Consider the following 20,174-nt stretch of genomic DNA (forward strand, 5'->3'; position numbering starts at 1 on the left):
TGGTCAGAACTTCAAACCCTTCACCGTCTTCACGCCCGGAAGCTGGCAAAGTTGCCACAGCAAAGGTTCGGGCATCGGCGAGTCGAGGCTCAAAAGCAGCACGGCTTCGCCGCCTGCGGCGCGGCGGCCGAGGTGGAAGGTTCCGATGTTGAGCCCGGCTTCGCCGAGCGCGGTGCCGATGCGGCCGATGAAGCCCGGAGCATCCTCGTTGACGATATAGAGCATATGGCCGTCGAGATCGGCCTCGACCTTGATGCCGAACATTTCGACGAGGCGCGGGTCGCCGTTGCTGAACAGCGTGCCCGCGACCGAGCGGTCGCCTGCCTCGGTCGCGACGGTGACGCGGACGAGCGTGTGGTAATCGCCGTCGCGGTCGTGGCGAACTTCGCGGACGTCGAGCCCGCGTTCGCGCGCGAGGTGCGGGGCGTTGACCATGTTCACGCTGTCCGAGTAGCGGCGCATCAGGCCGGTGAGCACCGCGGCAGTGATCGGCTTGAGGTTGAGCTCGGCGGCGGCGCCTTCGACCTCGATCGAGATGGTGGTGAGGTTGTCGTGCGCGAGCTGGCCGACGAGGCTGCCGAGCTTTTCTGCGAGGCTCATATAGGGGCGCAGCTTCGGCGCTTCCTCGGCCGACAGGCTCGGCACGTTGAGCGCGTTGGTGATGCCGCCGGTGAGGAGATAATCGCTGATCTGCTCGGCGACCTGGATGGCGACATTGACCTGCGCTTCATCGGTCGACGCACCGAGGTGCGGCGTGCAGATGAAGTTCGGGGTGCCGAACAGCGGGTGGTCGGCCGCCGGCGGTTCGGTCTGGAACACGTCGAGCGCGGCGCCCGCGACGTGGCCGCTGTCGAGCGCGTCCTTGAGCGCCGCTTCGTCGATCAGGCCGCCGCGCGCGCAGTTGATGATGCGGACGCCCTTCTTCGCCTTGGCGATATTCTCGGCCGACAGGATATTGCGCGTCTGGTCAGTCAGCGGCGTGTGCAGCGTGATGAAATCGGCCTTGGCGAGCAAAGTGTCGAGATCGGCCTTTTCGACGCCGAGTTCGATCGCGCGCTCGGGGGTCAGGAAGGGGTCGAAGGCAACGACCTTCATCCGCAGGCCGAGGGCGCGCTCGGCGACGATGCTGCCGATGTTGCCGCAGCCGATCAGGCCGAGCGTCTTCGACGTGAGCTCGACGCCCATGAAGTCATTCTTCGGCCATTTGCCCGCCTGCGTCAGCGTGTTCGCTTCGGGGATCTGGCGCGCGAGCGCGAACATCATCGCGATCGCATGCTCGGCGGTGGTGATGCTGTTGCCGAAGGGCGTGTTCATCACGATGACGCCCTGCTTCGACGCCGAGGGAATGTCGACATTGTCGACACCGATCCCGGCGCGGCCGACGACCTTCAGGTTCGTCGCGGCGGCGAGGACGTCCGCGGTGACTTTCGTGGCCGAGCGGATCGCGAGGCCGTCATAGTCGCCGATCATCGCGATCAGCTCATCCTTGGTCTTGCCGGTGATGACATCGACGTCGATGCCACGTTCCTTGAAGATCGCGGCGGCCTTGGGGTCCATTTTGTCGGAAATCAGAACTTTGGGTGCGGTCATGTTTCTATTCCTGTTTTCTCGTCACCCCCGCGAAGGCGGGGGTCCAGCTTCCTTGTTCGCTGCTGGGTATGACGATGGAAAAAGCTGGATTCCCGCCTTCGCGAGAATGACGATTAAAAGAGTTCAGGCGTTGAGCGAGGCGTAGGCCCAGTCGAGCCACGGGCCGAGCGCTTCGATATCGGCGGTGTCGACGGTCGCGCCGCACCAGATACGCAGGCCCGGAGGCGCATCGCGGTAGCCCGCGATGTCATACGCCGCGCCTTCGGCTTCGAGCAGGCCGGCGAACTTCTTGATGAAGGCTTCGTCGGCGCCCGCGACCGACAGGCAGACCGAGGTCTTCGAGCGGCTGGCCGGGTCGGCGGCGAGGTGGCTCAGCCACTCGCGTTCTTCGACGATCTTGTCGAGTGCGGCGGCGTTGGCATCGCTGCGGGCCTTGAGGCCGTCGAGACCGCCCAGCAACTTCGCCCATTCGAGCGCGAAGATCGCGTCCTCGACCGCGAGCATCGACGGGGTGTTGATCGTCTCGCCCTTGAACACGCCTTCGGCGAGCGCGCCCTTCGAAACGAGGCGGAAGACCTTCGGCAGCGGCCAGGCGGGGGTGTAATTTTCGAGCCGTTCGACCGCGCGCGGGCCGAGGATCAGCACGCCATGGCCGCCTTCGCCGCCGAGCACTTTCTGCCAGCTGAAGGTCGCGACGTCGATCTTGTCCCACGGCAGGTCGTAGGCGAACACGGCCGAGGTCGCGTCGGCGAAGCTCAGGCCTTCGCGGTCGGCGGCGATCCAGTCGCCGTTCGGGACGCGAACGCCCGAGGTGGTGCCGTTCCAGGTGAAAAGGACATCATTCGACCAGTCGACTTGGCCGAGGTCGGGAAGCTGGCCGTAATCGGCGCGGATGACGGTGGGGTCGAGCTTGAGCTGCTTCGCGGCATCGGTGACCCAGCCCTCGCCGAAGCTCTCCCAAGCGAGCGTCGTGACGGGGCGGGCGCCGAGCATCGTCCACATCGCCATTTCGAAGGCGCCGGTGTCCGATCCAGGCACGATGCCGATGCGGTGCGTGTCGGGAAGCTGCAGCATCTCGCGCATCAGGTCGATGCAATGAGCGAGGCGCGTCTTGCCGATCTTCGCGCGGTGCGAGCGGCCGAGCGATTCGGTAGCTAGTTTTTCGGGGGACCAGACCGGCGGCTTGGCGCAGGGACCGGAAGAAAAATAGGGGCGCGTCGGTCGCACCTGTGGCGTCGTCACTTCACTCATTATAGTCTCTCCTTGCAGAGAGCTCGCGCGGCGTTGGGACCGCGTGGCCCGGCGCCGCGTTTAGGTTCGCACGCGCAACTGTCAAACAAATTGCGCCGTCCGCGCGAAATTTCCGACGAGCCGAGGCAAAGGTATACGGCTTGTTAACCATCTTGTCGGTAATTTGACGGCCATGCCGATCCCGCCTTTCCTGAAGCCCCGGATCCTGATCGCCGCCGTCGCGGCGCTGTCGCTATCCGCCTGTTTCGGGGCGCCCGAGGCGATGAAGAATAGCGGCGGGAAACGTCCGGTCGCGAGCAAGCCAAGCCGTCCGCAAGTCGTCGGTACGCCGTCCTTCACCAGCGCCGAAGCGCAGCAATGCGCGTTCGATCTCAAACAGGCGGGGGTGCGCTTCACCCCTCTGCCGAACCAGGATCATGGCGGCGGATGCAGTTCGATCGATTCGGTGAAGCTCCTCGATATCGGCACCCCGGTTTCGGGCCTTGGCGCGATGACCTGCCCGCTTGCGAAGAATTTTGCGGCGTGGGCGCAGTTCGCGGTCAAACCCGCGGCACGCAGATACTTCGGATCCGAGGTCGTGAAGATCGAGACCTTCGGCACCTACAGCTGCCGCAATATCTATGGCGGACGTTCGGGACGACTGTCGCAGCACGCCTATTCGAACGCGATCGACGTCTCGGGCTTCGTGCTGGCCGACGGGCGCCGCATCATGCTCGATGGCGGGTGGAAGGGCGACAAGGCGTCACAGGACTTTCTCCGCGCGCTCCACAAATCGGCATGCCGCCGCTTCGGTACGGTGCTCAGCCCCGATTATAATGCGGCCCACTATAATCATTTCCACATGGATATGAGCGGCAACGGTTACTGCCGCTAGAGCGCCGCCGTCTTGGCAAAGTCACGCGAAGCGAGTAGCCGCACCTGAATGACAAAAGACAAACAGCCCCATCGTTCGCGTTTCCACAAAGCCAAGGACGACGCGCAGTTCGCCAAGCAGGCGACCACCACCCCGCAGACCGCCGACCCGGCCTACAAGCTTGCCTTCCAGGACAATGATTTCCTGCTGCGCGAGGATCTGCGCCCCGTGCGCTTCCAGCTCGAGCTGCTGAAGCCCGAACTGCTGCTGGACGAGGCCGGAATCGAGTCGACGCTCGTGATCTATGGCTCGGCGCGCATTCCCGAACCCGACGCTGCGGACGGGCTCGAAGCCGCAGCGACCGACGACGTCCAGCGCAACATCGCGCGCCACCTGAAGGCCAAGGCGAAATATTACGACGAGGCGCGCAAGCTGGCGCGGATCGCGAGCCAGGTGCCGTGCGACGAGGACGGTTGTCGCCACTTCGTCGTCTGCTCGGGCGGCGGTCCCTCGATCATGGAGGCCGCGAACCGCGGCGCCGCCGACGAGGGTCGCGAATCGATCGGCCTCAACATCGTGCTGCCGCACGAGCAGGCGCCGAACCGTTTCGTGACGCCGTCGCTCAGCTTCCAGTTCCACTATTTCGCGCTGCGCAAGATGCACTTCCTGCTCCGCGCGCGCGCCGTCGCGGTCTTCCCGGGCGGGTTCGGCACCTTCGACGAGATGTTCGAACTGCTGACGCTGATCCAGACCGGCAAGATCAAGCCGATCCCGATCGTGCTGTTCGGCAAGGAATTCTGGCACCGCGTCGTCAATTTCGAGGCGCTGGTCGAGGAAGGTGTGGTGAGCGCACGCGACCTGAACCTGTTCCGGTTCGTCGAGACCGCCGAAGAAGCGTGGGCGATCATCCAGGATTTCTACGCCAACGCCGAGCATCATTGAGGGCACTTCCCCGCGCAGAGTCGCGGGGAATGGCGCTATTTCTGGCTTTCCAGATAGAGGAACAGCGCCTTGCGATCCGCCTCGTCGATCACGCCTGCGAACGCCATGCGCGTCCCGGGCGCATATTTCATCGGCGCTTCGATGAATTGTTCGAGATGCGCTTCATCCCAGACGCCGCCCTTGGCCTTCAGCGCCGACGAGTAGGAAAAGCCCGCATGCGATGCGACGGCGCGTCCGACCACGCCGTGCAGGTTCGGGCCGATCCCGTTGGGGCCGTCCTTGTTGATCGTATGGCAGGCGACGCAGCGTTTGAATACCTGCTCGCCCATCGCGGCGGTGGGTTCGACAGCGGGCGCGGGTTCTTCGGCCACCGCGCCGTCATCGGCTGCAGGTCGGGCCGGCTGGTCGGCCTTGCCGCATCCGGCAAGCAGCAACGCGCCCGCCAGTGCGACGGGCGCGAGACGCATTATTTCTTGGCTTCGGCGGGAGCGGCGGGAGCCGCGGCGGCGCCTTCCGCACCCTTGGCGGCTTCGGCCGGGGCGGCGCCCTTGTCGGCGCCAGCTGCAGGGGCGGCATCGGCCGCGGGAGCCGCTTCGGCCGCCGGCAGCGGAACATTCGAACCCTGCGCGTTCAGATAGACCATCAGGTTGGCGCGGTCTTCGGGGCTCGACAGACCGGCGAACGACATTTTCGTGCCGTTGGCGAACTTGCGCGGGCTGGCGAGCCACTGGTCGAGATTTTCGAAGGTCCAGGTGCCGCCATGGCTCTTGAGCGCATCGGAGAAGGCGAAACCGCCGCGGCCATGGCCGATCTCGTCGCCGACGACGGCGTAGAGGTTCGGGCCGATGCCGTTGTTACCGCCCTGGTTGTCCGTGTGGCACGCGGCGCACTTGGCGAACACGGCCTTGCCCTTTTCGACGTCGGCTGCGGCGAGCAGGTTGGGCAGGGGAACCGCGGACTTGCCGCCGCCTGCGCCGGCTTCGGCATCCTCGATCGGATAGCCCGGCTTTTCGGGGTTATGGCTGGCAAACAACATGCCCGAGCCGATCGACAGGCCCAGTGCGCAAATGCCGGCGAACAAAACCCAGCCGGCAATAGTATTGTTGCGGTCGTCCATGCTTGCAGCCCCGTTCGCTCACGCCCGCCCGTGGGCGCGTATATGATTTGGTCGCTCCCTTACTGGGGCACGATGCGCGGCGCAAGGGGATGAAATCGCACGGGCTGCGGTTGCGCGCCCCTTCATGCCTCGCTATGCGCCGCGGCGCAGTTCGGAAGGGCAGTCATGGGCAGTTATTCGGCTTCGGCGCAGCGATTGGTGGATGAAATGAAGGCGGCGGCGCTCGCCGATCCGGCACGCGGCCTCGCTTTTCAGGGCGCCCCCGGCGCGAACAGCGATCTGGCGGCGCGCGAATATGACGCGGCCTCGCTGCCGATGCCTTGCTATTCGTTCGAGGATGCGATCGAGGCGGTGCTGGGCGGCAGCGTCGAGCGCGCGATCATTCCGATCGAGAACAGCCTGCACGGACGCGTCGCCGACATCCATTTCCTGCTCCCCGAATCCGGTCTGCACATCATCGGCGAGCATTTTCTGCCGATCCGCTATGGCCTGATGAGCCGCGACCTCGGTCCGGTCACGCGCGCGATGAGCCACGAGCAGGCGCTCGGCCAGTGCCGCAAATGGCTCCGGGCCAATAACATCTCGCCGGTTGCGCACAGTGACACGGCGGGCGCCGCCGCGTGGGTCGCCGACAGCGACGAGGTCGGACTGGCCGCTCTGGCTCCGCCGCACGCCGCGGGGCTTTACGGGCTGACGCTGCACGGCACGGGTATGGAAGATGCCGACCACAACATGACGCGCTTCGTCGTCCTCGCGCAGAAACCGCTGACCCAGCCGCCTGCCGACGTGCCACTGATGACGACCTTCGTCTTCGAGGTGAAGAATATCCCCGCCGCGCTTTACAAGGCGCTTGGCGGTTTCGCGACCAACGGCGTCAACATGACCAAGCTTGAAAGCTATCAGGTCGGCGGCAGCTTCGCGGCGACGAAATTCTATGCCGACATCGTCGGCGCGCCCGGCGACGAGCGGATCGATCGTGCGCTCGAGGAGCTTGATTTCCAGACGAAATCGCTGCGCCTCCTCGGCACCTATCCGCAGGCGCGGCTTCGGCCCTAACCCCCGCGTGCGCGGAGCATCCGCGCCGTCGTGAAGCTCTGGACCACGAACAGTGTCACCAGAATGCTGGCAATGACCAGCCCGAAAAGGTCGAAGGGCGAGAAATTCGTGCCGCGGATGTCGCCGGGGCCGACGAACGCCATCGTCACGGTCATCGCCATCAGCATCAGGCGCAGCTCGGTCGGCCCGCCCGCCATATAGGACAGGCGAAACTCGCCGACGACCTTGGCCGCGATGAAGGTGTGGATCGACAGCAGGAAATAGCCGATGACCGCCATCAGCGCGACGTCGAGCCGCAGATAGGGGCTCATCCCGATCGCGCCGACCATCAGCAGGGTCGCGACGGCGTCCACGCTATGATCGACGAAATATCCGTAATTCGGTCGTTCGATCCGCCGCCAGCGCGCGAGGCTGCCATCGAGCGAGTCGCCGAACCAGTTGACGATATAGCCGGCGAGGCAAAGCCCCAGCCATTCGTCGTCGATCCAGCTGAGCATGTAACCCGCAGCCACCATCACCGCGCCGAGGAAGCCGAGCGTCGTCAACTGGTCGGGCGTTACCCATGCGGGGAGGCGAGGACATATCCAGTTGAGCAGGCGGCGTTCGTGACGCGCGAGGAAGTTCTGCTGGATGCGCGTCGGCACATTGGCGGCCGGGGTGGTTGTCATGGAAATCTTTCGCCGTCGCTGTCGCAAAAATGCCAGCGGAATGTCATTGGCCCGTCATAGAGGCGAAATCGCGGCGGGAAAAGGGCGCTTCGGTCGATCTGCCGTATCAGCGCGGCGCTTTGGCTATGGCTTCGAAATGCGTCGCCGGCTCGGCGCCGCGCGTCGTGACGAGATAGTCGACGCCGAGCAGCATGAAACGGGAATAGGCGGGGAGCTCGCGGAGCTTCTTGCCCGCGAGATTATGGCGCAGCGGCGCGAGCGGGATCAGCACATGGCCTTCGGCCGGGATGCTGTCGCGGGCGATCCCCGCAGCGTCGAGGATCGGGCCGATCATCTCGTCTTCATAGGGTACGACCTTTGTAAAGGCTGCCGGCGAAGGGCTGATTTGGCGCACCGACCCGCCCAGCGGGACATAAGCAACCGTCAACGCCGTCTTCCCGTTCGCTGCCGCCAGGCCGGGCAGGAGCGAGCCCAGGTCGACGATCGACGTCGGCGTGGTCCCGCGGCCGATATGGTTGAGGCCCATCTTGAACAGCACGCGCGGTGCCTTGACGGGCGCGGCGCGATAGGCGGTCAGGAAGTAGCGCTGCATCAGCGCCGATCTTTCCTCATTGTTCTGAAGATATTGGCCGCTGTTGTTGAGCTGATAGATGCACGTGCTTTCGGCGAGATCGTCGATGATTTTCAGGGCTTCGGCATCGCCTTCGAAGCGCGCGCGGAGATCGGCGAAATTTCCAGGCGTCGCGTAGGATGTGAAGATCGCGTCAAATTTTCCCGCAGCGAGCGCGGCGTCGTCCTTTGCGCGCCAGTCCGCGAGCAAAGCTCTGGTCGCCTTGTCCTTCGTCCGTGCGGCGAGGATGTCGAACAGCAGCGAGGGCGAGCCCACAAACTCCTGGTCGATTCCCCACAGGCGGCCTTCGGTCGCGAAGGGGGCAGCGAGCCGCGCATCCTCGACGTTCGACAGGAAGGGCATTGCCCACGGCCGCCCTTTCAACCCGTCACCCAAGGCGTCGAGCCCGCCGGTGCCGATCTGTGCCGCAACCCATTCGATCGTATGCGGGCCGACCTCGACAGCGTGGTAGAGTGGCCCGGCGCCCTGACGTTCGGCGACCGCCGCCGCGTCATGCGCCAACGCCTCGCCCAGTTCCGGCGACCCGGCGAAGCCATGATCCTCGCCGAGCGCAACGAACTGCGCTTGCTCCAAAGCGGTGCGGAGCCGCTCGCCGCCGGGTCCTGACAGGCCTTCGGGCGAAAAGCCGACGGGCAGAATCTCGACCGACTCGAGCGGAGGAGAGGGGGGCGTCGGTTCCGCCGCCATGGCAGCTTGAGAAAACAGGGCAGCGGCGGCGAAGGCCGCGATCAGCTTGTGCGACATGCATCCTCCCTCGGTTTCCGGCTTGCTGTATTATTATTGCAATACAGTCAAGCGTGAATGTGAGAATCTGCTAGTCTTGCCAGGGGCCGATCTCGCCCACGTCGCCGATCGCGCGATAGCGCACCGCGCCGTCGACCCATGCGACCTCCCACATCGGCGCGGGGCGCGCCCATTCGCCGATAACGAACAGCGGCATCTTGTTCGCCGCGACGAAGGCAAGGTCGTCGGCGGTCGGGCCGGGCACGGTGGTGAGCGACCTCTGGTGCAGGCGGACGATCGCAAGCGTCCCTGCCGGCGGCGCGGGCAGCGACTGGCGCGTCGGGAAGCCGATGCTCGCCGCGATCGCCGGATAGCCCTTGCCATCGCGCGCGATGAGCAACACCTTGTCGGCATCGGGATAGGGGCCGCCGACCGGGCGCCCGGCGACCTTTCGCCCGGCCAGCGCGGCGAACTCGCGAACGTCGGTGTCGGCGATGACGGGTGCTGCCGCCTCGACCGGTGCCGTAACCGGCGCGGCGACGGGATCGGCTGCGAGCGCCGCCGCAAGCAACAGGGCGGCGATCAATGCGCTTCGCCCCAGCTCTTGCCGATGCCGATTTCGACTTCGAGCGGGACTGACAGCGTCAGCACCGGCTCGGCGGCGCCCGACATGACGCGGCGGATCACCTCGCCGGCGGCTTCGGCCTTGCCCTCCGGCGCTTCGAAAACGAGTTCGTCGTGGACCTGCAGCAGCATCTTGACGTCGGACAGGCCGGCTTCCTCCAGCGCTTTCGGCATCCGCGCCATCGCGCGCTTGATCAGGTCGGCGCTGGTGCCCTGGATCGGCGCGTTGATCGCGGCGCGTTCGCTGCCCGCGCGCTCGTTCTGGCTCGCGGCTTTCAGGCGCGGGAACCAGGTTTTACGGCCGAACAGCGTCTCGGTGTATCCCTTCGCGCGCGCGCTATCGAGCGTGTCGGTGATATAGTCCGAGATGCCGGGGAAGCGCTCGAAATAGCGGGCGATCAGCGCCTGCGCCTCGTCGGGCGTGACCTCGAGCCGGCCCGCGAGGCCCCAGCGCGAAATGCCATAGAGGATTGAGAAATTGACCGTCTTCGCCTTGCCGCGCGTGTCGCGGTTGACCTCGCCGAACAGTTCGATCGCGGTCGCGCTGTGGATGTCCTGCCCCTGCGCGAAGGCCTCCTTGAGCTCGGGGACGTCGGCCATGTGCGCGGCGAGGCGCAGCTCGATCTGGCTATAGTCGGCAGCGATCAGCACATGGCCCGGCGCCGCAATAAACGCGTCGCGAATCTGGCGGCCGGTCTCGGTGCGGATCGGGATGTTCTGCAGGTTGGGGTCGGTCGACGACAGGCGTCCGGTTTGCGCGCCGACGAGGCTGTAGCTCGTGTGGACGCGGCCGGTCTTCGCGTTGATCTGTTGCTGCAGCGCGTCAGTATAGGTCGACTTGAGTTTCGCGAGCTGGCGCCACTCGAGGATCTTGCGCGCGATCGGCACGCCGTCGCGTTCGAGGCGTTCGAGTTCGCTCTGGTCGGTTGACCAGTCGCCTGACTTGCCTTTGCGCCCGCCTTTGAGACCGAGCTTGTCGAACAGGATTTCGCCAAGCTGCTTGGGGCTGCCGATCGCGAAGGGCTGGCCCGCGAGGGTGTGGATTTCGCCTTCCATGCGGAGCATTTCGCTCGCGAAATCCGCAGACAGTTTGGCGAGATATTCGCGGTTCACCATGATGCCCGCGCGTTCCATCGTCTCGACGATCGCGGCGAGCGGGCGGTCGACCATTTCATAGACGCGCGTGCCGCCCTCGATGGGTAGGCGGAGCTTGAGCAGCTTCCACAGCCGCCATGCGACCTCGGCATCCTCGGCGGCATATTCGGTCGCGCGGTCGAGCTGCACTTCGGCGAAACTGATCTGCGACTTGCCGGTGCCGCAGACGTCCTTGAACGAGAGGCAGACATGATCGAGATGCAGCTTCGACAGTTCGTCGAGCCCGTGCTGATGCTTGCCTGCGTCGAGCGCGAAGCTCATCACCAGCGTGTCGTCATAGGGCGCGATGGTGACGCCGTGCTGCGCAAGGACGCCGATGTCATATTTCAGGTTATGCCCGACCTTCAGCACCGCTTCGTCGGCGAAGAGCGCGTGGAGGCGTCCGATCGCATCGTTCATCGGAATCTGGTCGGGCTTTTCGGCGAACATGTCGGTGCCGCCATGGCCGAGCGGGATGTAGCAGGCCTTGCCGGGACCGGTCGACAGGCTGACCCCGACGAGCTCGCCGGTGACGCTGTCGAGCGTTGCGGTTTCGGTGTCGACCGCGACGACATGCGCCGCGCGAGCTTCGGCAATCCAGCGGTCGAGGGCCTCGATCGTCGTGACGGTCTCGTAAAGCGAACGGTCGATCGCGGGCCATGCGGGCAGGGTCGGCGTCGAGGGCGCCGACGGTGCGGCGGGGGCGGGTGCCGAAGCGCGCGGCAGGGTCGGCGGCCCGCTTGGCGTCGCGCCGGTGTCGAGCTTCGCCGAAAGCGAGCGGAACCCATGTTCGTCGAGGAAGGCCTTGAGCGGGAGCGGCGGGATCGCGCCAAGCTTCAGCGTATCGAGCGCGTCGGGCAATGCGACGTCGCGCTTCAGGTCGACGAGGATGCGCGACAGTTCGGCCATCGCGCGATGCTCGATGAGGTTGTCGCGAAGCTTGCTGGCCTTCATCGTCTCCGCGCCGTCGAGCGCGGCGGTCAGATTGCCATATTCCTGGATCAGCTTGGTCGCGGTCTTCGGCCCGACCCCGCGCACGCCGGGGACGTTGTCGACGCTGTCACCCATCAGCGCGAGCACGTCGCCGACGAGGTCGGGGGTGACGCCGAATTTCTCGTTCACGGCTTCGAACCCGAGGCGGACATTCTTCATCGTGTCGAGCATGTCGACGTGCGGCGATCCGTCGGCGGGCTCGCGGATCAGCTGCATCAGATCCTTGTCGCTGCTGACGATGGTGACGTCCCAGCCTTCGCGCACCGCCGCCTCGGCGTAAGAGGCGATCAGGTCGTCGGCCTCGAATCCCTCCATCTCGATACACGGCAGCGAGAAGGCACGCGTCGCGTCGCGGATCAGCGGGAATTGCGGGCGGAGATCCTCGGGCGGCTCCGGACGGTTCGCCTTATACTGGTCATAGATGTCGTTGCGGAACGAATGGCTGCTATGGTCGAGGATGACCGCGAGATGCGTCGGCCCGTCGGCGTCGTGCAGGTCCTTGGCGAGCTTCCAGAGCATCGTCGTATAGCCATAGACCGCGCCGACGGGCACCCCGTTCGGGTTCGTCAGCGGCGGCAGGCGGTGATAGGCGCGGAAGATGTAGCTGGAGCCATCGACCAGATAGAGATGATTCTTCTCGGACATGGCGGCGGTGTAGCAGCGGCGGCGCGGGCGGCCTAGGGCGATGTTCCCGCTTTGGTCATCGTGTCCGCCAGCGTTGGGTACCCTGCCAGCTCAACCAGAAGAAGAGCGGCAGACCGACGGCGCCGAGCATCAGCAATTCGGCCGACGCCTGCTCGACCGCTGCTGCGCCGATCGCCGCGAACAGCGCCGCTACGCCGAGATTGGCGAGTGCCATCACCAGTGCGAAGCGCGCAAAGGACATGCCTGCCACGCCGGCGGCAATCGACATGATCTCGGCGAGCACCGGAACCGGGCGCGACAGGATCAGCGCGATCGGCCCGGCGCGTTCGGCGAGACTGTGCGCCTTCTCGACGTCATCGGCGCCGAGCAGCCGCTTGGCGAGCGGTCGGGCGGCCCAGCGGCCGAACGAATAGCCGGCAAGGCTGGCGCCCATCAGCCCGAGCCAGATCACCAGCGTGCCGAGGGGAAAGCCGAAGGCCGCACCCGCGAGCGTGTTTGTAACGCCGTTGGGAACGGGCAGGAACAGATCGAGCGTCAGCGCGGCGATGATGAAGGCGGCCGCGGCGACCGGCTGCTCGTCGGCCGCCGCGAGGATCGCGTCGCTCGCCGCCATGAACTGGTCGCGGAAGATCAGCGGCAGGCCGATGACGAGCATCAGCAGCGCAGCGATGACGAGCCAGCGGGTCAGCGGGGCAGGGCGCTTGGCCATGTCCCCGCTTAGCCGATCAGTCGCGATAGTCGATATGCAGCTTCGCCGCCGCCGCGACCGCCGCTGCGCGCGCGTCGTCGGTCGTGCCGCCCGCGACCTTCGCCAGCGCCACGCCCATACGGCGATACGGCCGCGTGACGGGCTTGCCGAAGATGCGCGCATCGACCGAGGTTGCGGCGTCCGGAGCGGTCAGCGCGTCGGCGAGGCCGGTGATGGCAAAATCCTGCGCGTCGCGGTCGGCGAGCAGCACCGCACTGGCGCTGGCCGCGGGAACGTCGACTGCCGGGATCGGCAGGCCGAGGATCGCGCGGGCGTGGAGATCGAATTCGGACAGGGCCTGCGAGATCAGCGTTACCATCCCGGTGTCGTGAGGGCGCGGGCTGAGTTCGGAGAAGATGACCTCGTCGCCCTTCACGAAAAATTCGACGCCGAAGATGCCGTTTCCGCCAAGCGCATCGACGACCTTGGTCGCCATGTCTTGCGCCGAGGCGAGCGCCGCATCCGACATCGCTGCGGGCTGCCAGCTCTCGCGATAGTCGCCGCGTTCCTGCCGGTGGCCGATCGGAGGGCAGAAGCTGACGCCGTCCTTGTGGCGTACGGTCAGCAGCGTGATCTCGTAATCGAAGTCGATGAAGGCTTCGGCGATGACGCGGAGGCGGTCGCCGCGCATGCCGGCGGCGGCATAGTCCCACGCGGCGTCGATCCCGGTGGCGTCTTTGACCGTGCTCTGGCCCTTGCCCGACGAGGACATCACGGGTTTCACGACGAGCGGGAAGCCGATGCGCGCCGCGGCCGCCGCGAGTTCTTCGCGCGTCGTGGCATATTCGAAGGTCGAGGTTTTCAGCCCGAGTTCGCTCGCGGCAAGGTCGCGGATCGCGTCGCGGTTCATCGTCAGCTGCGCCGCCCGCGCTGACGGCACCACGTGGAAACCTTCGGCCTCGACTTCGGCGAGGATTTCGGTGCGGATCGCCTCGACCTCGGGGACGATATGGTCGGGCCGATGCTTCTCGATCGTCGCGCGGAGCGCGTCGCCGTCGAGCATCGAGAATATCTCGAACTCGTCCGCCACCTGCATCGCCGGCGCACCCGCATAGCTGTCGCATGCGATCACATGACAGCCGAGCCGCTTGGCCGAGATCACGAATTCGCGGCCGAGTTCGCCCGAACCGAGCAGCAGGATTTTGGCGGTGGGAGTCATGGCAGGGCTTTCGTCGCTGGCGTTTGCCGCGCTCTAGTCGGGCGCGGCGGGATTCGCCACGCCTGAATCAGAGGTCGAGCGGGCGGATTTCGGGGATCATCTTCCACCAGAGCAGCGCGCCGAGCAGCGACAGCCCCGCTGCGCTGGCGAAGGCGTAGGCATAGCCGCCGAGATAATCGACGATCAGCCCGGTGACGATCGGGCCGACGATCCCCGAAATATTGCCGAGCGCGTTCTGCGCTCCCATCCAGCTGCCCGCAGCGCGCGGCCCGGCGAATATCTGCCCGACGGCAAACAGGTTGGTCGACAGCAGCCCCGTTCCGAACCCGGCGACGGCGAGCCAGAACGCCAGCATGGCGTAGCTGTCGGCGACGCCGATGCCGGCGATCGCCGCGCCCAAGCCGACCTGTCCGGCGACCATCAGCCAGCGGCGGACCTCTCCCTCATTCGCGCCGCGTGCGACCATGGTGTCGGACAACCAGCCGCCGGCGAGGGCGACGACGCCCTGGGTCGTGAAGCTCAGCGTCGTGAGTATCGTCATCTCGCCGATCGAATAGCCGCGCGTGTTGACCAGATAGAGGGGCAGCCAGGCGAGCAGGAAGTAGAAGCCATAGTTGGACAGGAAGTGGACGATGCTCATCTTCCACAGGGTCGGCAGACGGATCAGCCGGCCGATGGAGACCTGCCCCGCAGCGGGCGCTGCCAGCCCCCTGGCGCGCATCGGCGCCGAGGCGATCATCCAGGGGATCAGCCACAACAGGGTGACCGCGCCGAAAATCCAGAAGACCGGCCGCCACCCCCATTCGCCGAGGATCGCGCCGCCCGCGAGGACGCCTGCGGCGGGGCCGAATGCGAGCGCTGCCGCAACAACCGCATTGGCGATGCCGCGGCGCTCTGCCGGGACTTCGGCCGCGAAAATCTTGGTGCTGCCGGGAAAGGCGATGCTCTCGCCAAGCCCGAGGAACAGCCGCAGGATGATCAGCGAGACGAGGCCGCCGACGAAACCCGTGAGCGCCGTGCTGAGCGCCCAGATCGCGACCCCGGCCGCGAAGATGCGATAGACGCAGAAGCGGTCGCAGAGCCAGCCGACGAGCAGGCAGGCGGGGGCATAGACCCAGAAGAAGGCCGAGACCGCGAGGCCGAAGCCCGTCGCCGAGAGCTGAAGCTCTTCCTTCATCAGCGGTGCGGCGACGCCGATCGCGCCGCGGTCGACATAGTTGAGCAGCACCGACAGTGCGATCAGCCCGACGACCCAGCTCAGCCGCGCTCCGCTGACGCGCGTTCCGATCGGTTGCGTTGCCATTGCCAAGCCTCCCCCAAAGCCCCTGACGGGGTATCACAGGAAGGCCGGAGCGCTAGCGAATTATTCGGGCCAGCGCGCGGTGTCGCGATCGGGATGCTGATGGTTGCTCGCCCTGATCACGCCGACGACGCTGCTCATCGTCGACTCGGTCGTCCCTTCGGCCTGAATCGGCAGATTGGCGAAGGCGGGCAATTGCCCCTCGATCCCGAACTGCATCTTCGGCGCGAAGCGCGCGGGCTCGTCGAACGAGCCGGTGGTCAGGTTGATGTGCCTGCTCTCGTGATAGTCATAAGTGAGCGGTGTGCCGCAGTCGCGGCAGAAGCCGCGCGAGGCCTTGTCCGAACTGGCGAAGGTCGCGGGCGCACCGCGCGTCCATGTGAGCGCGTCGCGCGGGACGCCGATCAGTGCGGCGAAGAAATTGCCCGCCGCTTTCTGGCACATCCGGCAATGGCAGATATGCGAGCTGTCGTTGACGGCCGTGACGTGCCAGCGCACCGCGCCGCACTGGCATCCGCCCGAAGCTTTGGTTTCGATCCGGTCCATGGTTCGGCTCCTCAATCGACCAGGCAGACGGTGCCGGCCCAGATATCGGTCACGATCCCCTCGATCCCGTCCTGATCGAGCAAGCCGACAAGGTCTCCGGCGCTGAACAGCAGGCCTAGCGAGGAATCGTCGACGATGACATCGGGATAGGCCGCATCGAGCGACTGGCGCGGCGATCCGATACCGATGCCTTTGGCGGTGCGCAGGGGTGATGCGCTGCCGTTGATCGTCCAGCCGACGAACTTCCCCTCCTGAAAGGTCAGCTGGAGGCTGTCGCCGTACGCGGTATAGTCCACAAGGCCGGCTGCGCATTCCGAGCTGCTGCCGCGCGTGCCTTCGCTCCCCTGAAGATCGCCGATCGCACTTTCGGCACTCGGGCGCGGCGTGCCGAAGGGAAGCAGCTTTCCCCTGACCAGCAAACCATCCGCCGCGAGCTCGATAGCCATCGGGTTGCTCGCCGGGGATGCCTTCACGACGGGTTTCGCACCAACGGCGGAATGATCGCGGGCCTTTTCCTCCTTCGCGGGCGGCTGCGGCGTGCCCGATGAAGAGCAGGCGGCGAGAGTCAGCAGAAGGGCGAGGCCGGCGGTGCGCATTTCAGGAATCCTGCTTGACCGGAAGAATCCAGGAATTTGAATCCGCTTGGCAAATAAAGCAAAACCGGGCCGACCTCCAGCCTCGGACGGGCGGCGATCTCCCGCTATCCGGTCCGTTATGGTCGAGTGGAAGCCGCGGATCTCAGGCGGCGCGTCGTCCGCCTGTTTCATCGACATTCGCCGAAATGCCATAGCTGAGGATGCCGTCATCAAGGCTTGCAAATCGCAGCGTGGCGAGGTCGAGCGTGTAATTCTGGTACAGCTTCCACGGCTGCTTCGATCCCTGCCGCGGCAGCTTGTCGATCGCGCGCTGGACATAGCCCGATGCGAAATCGAGGAAGGGTTCCTCACCGACGCTGGCATCGCGCCGCGGACGGACCGAGGAGGCGCCCTTGCGCTCCATATGATTGATGAGGCGGCATATATATTGCGAGGCCAGATCGGCCTTCAGCGTCCATGAGGCGTTGGTATAGCCGAAGATCGACGCGAGGTTGGGAACGTCGGACAGCATGCAGCCGCGATAATTCATCCGTTTTGACAGATCGATCCGTTCGCCGTCGAGCGACAGCGCGATATCGCCGAACAGGTTGAGCTTGAGACCGGTCGCGGTGACGATGACGTCCGCGGTCAGCGTTTCGCCCGAGGCGAGGCTGATCCCGTCGCGCGTGAAGGCGTCGATATGGTCGGTTACCACCGATGCCTTGCCGTTGCGAATGGCCTTGAACATGTCGGCATCGGGAACCGCGCACACGCGCTGGTCCCAGGGGTTGTAGCTCGGCGTGAAATGCTTCTCGATGTCGAAGTCAGGGCCAAGCTCGCCGCGCACCATGTCGATGATCGATGCCTTGACCTTTTCGGGGCGCGAACGCGCGAGTTTATAGAAGAACTGGCCCAGCAGGATATTCTTCCAGCGCGTAAGCCCGTAGGCGAGTTTCGCCGGGAGAAGGGCCTTCAGTTTCTCCGCGATACCGTCGACCGACGGCCGCGAGACCACATAGCTCGGCGAGCGCTGCAGCATCGTGACATGGGCCGCCTCGCGCGCCATCTCGGGGACGAGCGTCACCGCCGTCGCCCCGCTGCCGATCACGACCACGCGCTTGCCGGTATAGTCGAGATCCTCGGGCCAGAATTGCGGATGGACGATGCGGCCTGCAAAGCTCTCCTCGCCCGGCCAGGTCGGACGATGGCCTTCGGCATAAGAATAATAGCCCGCGCACATCAGCAGGAAATTGCAGCTGAGCATGCGGGTTTCGCCGTTGCATTCGGCGGTCACGTGCCAGCGCGCGGCGTTCGAATCCCAATCGGCTGCGAGCACCTTGTGCCCATAGCGGATGTGCCGGTCGATGCCCCGCTCGGCGGCCGTTTCGGCGATGTAGCGCTTGATCGACGGGCCGTCGGCGATCGCCTTGCTGTCGGTCCACGGCTTGAAGCTGTAGCCCAGCGTGTACATGTCGCTGTCCGAGCGGATGCCGGGATAGCGAAACAGGTCCCACGTTCCGCCGAGGTCGGCGCGGCCTTCGAGGATCGCATAGCTTTTGCCGGGGCAGTTTTCGAGGAAATGGGCGGCAGCGCCGATTCCGGAGAGTCCCGCGCCGACGATCAGCAGGTCGAAATGATCGGCGGGGGCGCTGCGCGCCTGCTGCCTGTCGAGGGTGGCAAGGCTCATTGCTGGTGTCTCCTCATGGAGAGGCACATCCACTCTGCAGGTGGAGTCAGGCCCCTCGGTCATCCCGTCTGCACGCTGCGATTCGCATCGAACTCTGACAATATGCATTGTCAGATTGATTTTGACAATAGCTCATGTCAAAGTTGCGGAATGACCGATGTGAAACAGGGAAGCGGACAAGCGTACAAGGGCGTGCCCGCCGCCGAGCGACGGGCGCTCCGGCGGGCGCGGCTGATCGAGGCGGCGATCGAGGTATACGGACAGACGGGCTTTCGCGGCGCGTCGGTGAAGGGGGTCTGCGAGGCGGCGGGGCTGACGGAGCGCTATTTCTACGAAAGCTTTCCGGGCGGGCAGGCGCTTCTGGTCGCGGCCTATGAGCATGTTGCCGATCAGCTCAGCCAGCGCCTTGCCGAGGCGGCTGCGACGGTTGCCTCACCGGGCCATGAACGTGCGGCCGCCTTGCTTCACGCCTATTGCCTCGCGCTGCGTGAAAATCCCTCGTCGGCGCGCCTGTTTCTCGTCGAGATATCGGGCGCGGGGGCCGACGTCGACGCGGCGTTCGAGGACAGCCTCGACGGGCTTGCCGATCTGATCGAAGAGGCTTGGGGTGACACCGCGGGCGTTCACGATAGCGCGCTGCGGGTCGGAGTCGCCGGCGGACTGGTGCGGATCCTCAAGCATTGGGTCGCATCGGGCTATGCGCGGCCCGACGGCGAAATCGTCGCGGCCGGTCTCTGCCTGACAGCGCTGCTCGCCCCGGTAGGTCGCTGAGCGGTCGGGCTCGTCCTCAGGTCGTTGCGTCCGATGCCAAGGGGTACCGGAAGGCGGCGATATCCGGCGAACCGGCCCGCGCCGAAGTATCAGGCAACCGCGTGATCATGCTTTGCATTGCAAAGTAATTTGCCTATAGCGGTGTCCATGACGGATATCGATTCGGCGCTGAACGACATCAACCGGATTCGCGACAGGCTGGCCGCCAGCACGCGGTTCGAGGGATTCGCGCCAAAACTTGTGGCGCTTACCGGCGCATTCGCTTTCCTGCTTGCCGGCTGGCAGGGGCGTAGCGGCGATGCAAATCTGTTCGTCTGGATACTTCTTGCGCTGGTCTGCGCGCTCATGCTCGGGGTCGAGGCCATTGTCCGTGCGCGTGCGCTGCATCGCGCGATGGCCGACCGGCTGATCAACAGCACGTTGCAACGTCTGGCGCCCGTCGGATTGGCGGGTGCCATCGCGGGCTCGGTCATCCTCATGAAGCTTCCCGAACACGCCCGGCTGCTGCCGGGACTGTGGCAATTGCTGATGGCGGTCGGCATATGCGCCGCGCTCGGGAACTTGCCGCCGGCAATGCGATGGCCCGCGGCCTTCTATTTTATGACCGGTACGATCAGCCTCGCGATCAGCGGTGACGCGTCGATCGACCTCGCGTGGATGATGGGGCTGCCTTTCGGTATCGGGCAGCTTCTGGTCGCTGCGACGCTTTATGCCTCGTCGGGAAGGAAGCACCATGTCTGACCGGAAAGAGGCTCCCTTCGCTTTCGAAGGGCTGGACCGCGTACTTCACGAAAAGGCTCGCCTCGGCATCCTGACCTCGCTTGCCGACTATCATGAGGGGCTGGGTTTCGGGGAACTCCGCGACCTCTGCGGATTGACGGACGGCAATCTCAGCCGTCACATCCAGATTCTCGAGGAGGCCGGGCTGATCGATGTCACCAAGGGGTTCGAAGGCCGGCGGCCGCATACGAACTGCAAACTCACCGCGGAAGGACGGCGTCGCTTCGACGATTATCTCGCGGTTCTGGAGCAGGTGCTGCTCCTCGCCCGCGGCGATGCGGTGAAGGTGCCGGGGACCAATGGGAAGCCGGCATGAGCGACCACAATCGAGGCCCCGCCGCCGGAATTGCACCCACCACACGGGGAATGACTGCCCTTTTT

At 65.5% G+C, this 20,174-nt stretch carries 20 protein-coding genes; 6 read left to right on the plus strand and 14 right to left on the minus strand.

All coding sequences use genetic code 11. From position 1 onward, the window contains the following. Positions 1-3 precede the first annotated feature (3 nt). A complete protein-coding gene (serA, locus tag L7H23_RS16035; protein ID WP_237836865.1) occupies positions 4-1,590 on the minus strand; it encodes a phosphoglycerate dehydrogenase in 1,587 nt (528 codons plus the stop codon). A 123-nt stretch (positions 1,591-1,713) separates the two neighbouring features. Further along, positions 1,714-2,841, minus strand: coding sequence for a phosphoserine transaminase (locus L7H23_RS16040; RefSeq protein ID WP_237836866.1), 1,128 nt, complete (start codon positions 2,839-2,841; stop codon positions 1,714-1,716). 172 nt (positions 2,842-3,013) lie between these two features. On the opposite strand from L7H23_RS16040, the gene L7H23_RS16045 reads away from it, so the two are divergent. Both L7H23_RS16045 and L7H23_RS16050 read left to right on the plus strand, forming a co-directional pair. After that, a complete protein-coding gene (locus L7H23_RS16045) occupies positions 3,014-3,715 on the plus strand; it encodes an extensin family protein (RefSeq protein ID WP_237836867.1) in 702 nt (233 codons plus the stop codon). A 48-nt stretch (positions 3,716-3,763) separates the two neighbouring features. Beyond that, entirely contained in the window at positions 3,764-4,636 is an 873-nt protein-coding gene (locus tag L7H23_RS16050) for an LOG family protein (RefSeq protein WP_237836868.1), read from the plus strand. A gap of 35 nt (positions 4,637-4,671) precedes the next feature. Here L7H23_RS16050 and L7H23_RS16055 read toward each other — a convergent pair whose 3' ends face one another. Together L7H23_RS16055 and L7H23_RS16060 are read right to left on the minus strand one after the other, a co-directional pair. Next, a complete protein-coding gene (locus L7H23_RS16055) occupies positions 4,672-5,103 on the minus strand; it encodes a cytochrome c family protein (protein WP_237836869.1) in 432 nt (143 codons plus the stop codon). Then, positions 5,103-5,753, minus strand: coding sequence for a cytochrome c family protein (locus L7H23_RS16060; RefSeq protein WP_237836870.1), 651 nt, complete (start codon positions 5,751-5,753; stop codon positions 5,103-5,105). The genes L7H23_RS16055 and L7H23_RS16060 overlap by 1 nt, the downstream gene beginning before the upstream one ends. A 165-nt stretch (positions 5,754-5,918) precedes the next feature. On the opposite strand from L7H23_RS16060, the gene L7H23_RS16065 reads away from it, so the two are divergent. Next, positions 5,919-6,809: a prephenate dehydratase gene (locus L7H23_RS16065; protein WP_237836871.1), complete on the plus strand. Its 891-nt coding sequence runs from the start codon at positions 5,919-5,921 to the stop codon at positions 6,807-6,809. On the opposite strand, the gene L7H23_RS16070 is transcribed toward L7H23_RS16065, so the two are convergent. The 10 genes from L7H23_RS16070 to L7H23_RS16115 all read right to left on the minus strand — a co-directional run bounded on the left by L7H23_RS16070 (position 6,806) and on the right by L7H23_RS16115 (position 18,242). Then, entirely contained in the window at positions 6,806-7,477 is a 672-nt protein-coding gene (locus L7H23_RS16070) for a CDP-alcohol phosphatidyltransferase family protein (RefSeq protein WP_237836872.1), read from the minus strand. The genes L7H23_RS16065 and L7H23_RS16070 overlap by 4 nt on opposite strands. Positions 7,478-7,583: 106 nt before the next feature. Beyond that, a complete protein-coding gene (locus tag L7H23_RS16075; RefSeq protein ID WP_237836873.1) occupies positions 7,584-8,852 on the minus strand; it encodes a hypothetical protein in 1,269 nt (422 codons plus the stop codon). A gap of 70 nt (positions 8,853-8,922) precedes the next feature. Continuing rightward, positions 8,923-9,417, minus strand: coding sequence for a hypothetical protein (locus L7H23_RS16080; RefSeq protein WP_237836874.1), 495 nt, complete (start codon positions 9,415-9,417; stop codon positions 8,923-8,925). Then, entirely contained in the window at positions 9,414-12,227 is a 2,814-nt protein-coding gene (polA, locus tag L7H23_RS16085) for a DNA polymerase I (protein ID WP_237836875.1), read from the minus strand. Before polA ends, L7H23_RS16080 begins: the two co-directional genes overlap by 4 nt. Positions 12,228-12,282: 55 nt before the next feature. Then, positions 12,283-12,936, minus strand: coding sequence for a VTT domain-containing protein (locus L7H23_RS16090; RefSeq protein ID WP_237836876.1), 654 nt, complete (start codon positions 12,934-12,936; stop codon positions 12,283-12,285). A gap of 16 nt (positions 12,937-12,952) precedes the next feature. Continuing rightward, entirely contained in the window at positions 12,953-14,134 is a 1,182-nt protein-coding gene (gene purT, locus L7H23_RS16095; protein WP_237836877.1) for a formate-dependent phosphoribosylglycinamide formyltransferase, read from the minus strand. A 67-nt stretch (positions 14,135-14,201) separates the two neighbouring features. Then, positions 14,202-15,437, minus strand: coding sequence for an MFS transporter (locus L7H23_RS16100; protein WP_237836878.1), 1,236 nt, complete (start codon positions 15,435-15,437; stop codon positions 14,202-14,204). A 60-nt stretch (positions 15,438-15,497) separates the two neighbouring features. Further along, positions 15,498-15,980, minus strand: a complete 483-nt coding sequence (locus tag L7H23_RS16105; RefSeq protein WP_237836879.1) for a GFA family protein — start codon at positions 15,978-15,980, stop codon at positions 15,498-15,500. A gap of 11 nt (positions 15,981-15,991) precedes the next feature. Further along, positions 15,992-16,753 (minus strand): hypothetical protein, encoded by a 762-nt coding sequence (locus L7H23_RS16110; RefSeq protein ID WP_237836880.1) that lies wholly within the window; start codon positions 16,751-16,753, stop codon positions 15,992-15,994. Continuing rightward, complete coding sequence (locus L7H23_RS16115; RefSeq protein WP_237836881.1) at positions 16,719-18,242, minus strand: NAD(P)/FAD-dependent oxidoreductase; 1,524 nt, start codon at positions 18,240-18,242, stop codon at positions 16,719-16,721. Before L7H23_RS16115 ends, L7H23_RS16110 begins: the two co-directional genes overlap by 35 nt. A gap of 150 nt (positions 18,243-18,392) precedes the next feature. Between L7H23_RS16115 and L7H23_RS16120 the strand changes: the two genes are divergently transcribed. From L7H23_RS16120 to L7H23_RS16130, 3 genes are all read left to right on the plus strand, one after another. Next, positions 18,393-19,013, plus strand: coding sequence for a TetR family transcriptional regulator (locus tag L7H23_RS16120; protein ID WP_237836882.1), 621 nt, complete (start codon positions 18,393-18,395; stop codon positions 19,011-19,013). 147 nt (positions 19,014-19,160) lie between these two features. Then, positions 19,161-19,754 carry a hypothetical protein gene (locus L7H23_RS16125; RefSeq protein WP_237836883.1) on the plus strand — a complete coding sequence of 198 codons (594 nt, stop codon included), beginning with the start codon at positions 19,161-19,163 and terminating at the stop codon, positions 19,752-19,754. Further along, the gene (locus L7H23_RS16130) at positions 19,747-20,109 is read left to right on the plus strand and encodes a transcriptional regulator (protein ID WP_237836884.1); all 363 of its coding nucleotides are present in this window, start codon (positions 19,747-19,749) and stop codon (positions 20,107-20,109) included. Before L7H23_RS16125 ends, L7H23_RS16130 begins: the two co-directional genes overlap by 8 nt. The last annotated feature ends 65 nt before the right edge of the window (positions 20,110-20,174 follow it).

Origin of the sequence: Sphingopyxis sp. BSN-002 (genome assembly GCF_022024275.1) — a bacterium.
Lineage (GTDB): Bacteria > Pseudomonadota > Alphaproteobacteria > Sphingomonadales > Sphingomonadaceae > Sphingopyxis.

Excerpts from the sequence above, each read along its gene's own strand:
- serA (WP_237836865.1), bottom strand. The coding sequence starts at position 1,590 with ATGACCGCACCCAAAGTTCTGATTTCCGACAAAATGGACCCCAAGGCC.
- L7H23_RS16040 (WP_237836866.1), bottom strand. The coding sequence starts at position 2,841 with ATGAGTGAAGTGACGACGCCACAGGTGCGACCGACGCGCCCCTATTTT.
- L7H23_RS16045 (WP_237836867.1), top strand. The coding sequence starts at position 3,014 with ATGCCGATCCCGCCTTTCCTGAAGCCCCGGATCCTGATCGCCGCCGTC.
- L7H23_RS16050 (WP_237836868.1), top strand. The coding sequence starts at position 3,764 with ATGACAAAAGACAAACAGCCCCATCGTTCGCGTTTCCACAAAGCCAAG.
- L7H23_RS16055 (WP_237836869.1), bottom strand. The coding sequence starts at position 5,103 with ATGCGTCTCGCGCCCGTCGCACTGGCGGGCGCGTTGCTGCTTGCCGGA.
- L7H23_RS16060 (WP_237836870.1), bottom strand. The coding sequence starts at position 5,753 with ATGGACGACCGCAACAATACTATTGCCGGCTGGGTTTTGTTCGCCGGC.
- L7H23_RS16065 (WP_237836871.1), top strand. The coding sequence starts at position 5,919 with ATGGGCAGTTATTCGGCTTCGGCGCAGCGATTGGTGGATGAAATGAAG.
- L7H23_RS16070 (WP_237836872.1), bottom strand. The coding sequence starts at position 7,477 with ATGACAACCACCCCGGCCGCCAATGTGCCGACGCGCATCCAGCAGAAC.
- L7H23_RS16075 (WP_237836873.1), bottom strand. The coding sequence starts at position 8,852 with ATGTCGCACAAGCTGATCGCGGCCTTCGCCGCCGCTGCCCTGTTTTCT.
- polA (WP_237836875.1), bottom strand. The coding sequence starts at position 12,227 with ATGTCCGAGAAGAATCATCTCTATCTGGTCGATGGCTCCAGCTACATC.
- L7H23_RS16090 (WP_237836876.1), bottom strand. The coding sequence starts at position 12,936 with ATGGCCAAGCGCCCTGCCCCGCTGACCCGCTGGCTCGTCATCGCTGCG.
- purT (WP_237836877.1), bottom strand. The coding sequence starts at position 14,134 with ATGACTCCCACCGCCAAAATCCTGCTGCTCGGTTCGGGCGAACTCGGC.
- L7H23_RS16100 (WP_237836878.1), bottom strand. The coding sequence starts at position 15,437 with ATGGCAACGCAACCGATCGGAACGCGCGTCAGCGGAGCGCGGCTGAGC.
- L7H23_RS16105 (WP_237836879.1), bottom strand. The coding sequence starts at position 15,980 with ATGGACCGGATCGAAACCAAAGCTTCGGGCGGATGCCAGTGCGGCGCG.
- L7H23_RS16110 (WP_237836880.1), bottom strand. The coding sequence starts at position 16,753 with ATGTCGATGAAACAGGCGGACGACGCGCCGCCTGAGATCCGCGGCTTC.
- L7H23_RS16115 (WP_237836881.1), bottom strand. The coding sequence starts at position 18,242 with ATGAGCCTTGCCACCCTCGACAGGCAGCAGGCGCGCAGCGCCCCCGCC.
- L7H23_RS16120 (WP_237836882.1), top strand. The coding sequence starts at position 18,393 with ATGACCGATGTGAAACAGGGAAGCGGACAAGCGTACAAGGGCGTGCCC.
- L7H23_RS16125 (WP_237836883.1), top strand. The coding sequence starts at position 19,161 with ATGACGGATATCGATTCGGCGCTGAACGACATCAACCGGATTCGCGAC.
- L7H23_RS16130 (WP_237836884.1), top strand. The coding sequence starts at position 19,747 with ATGTCTGACCGGAAAGAGGCTCCCTTCGCTTTCGAAGGGCTGGACCGC.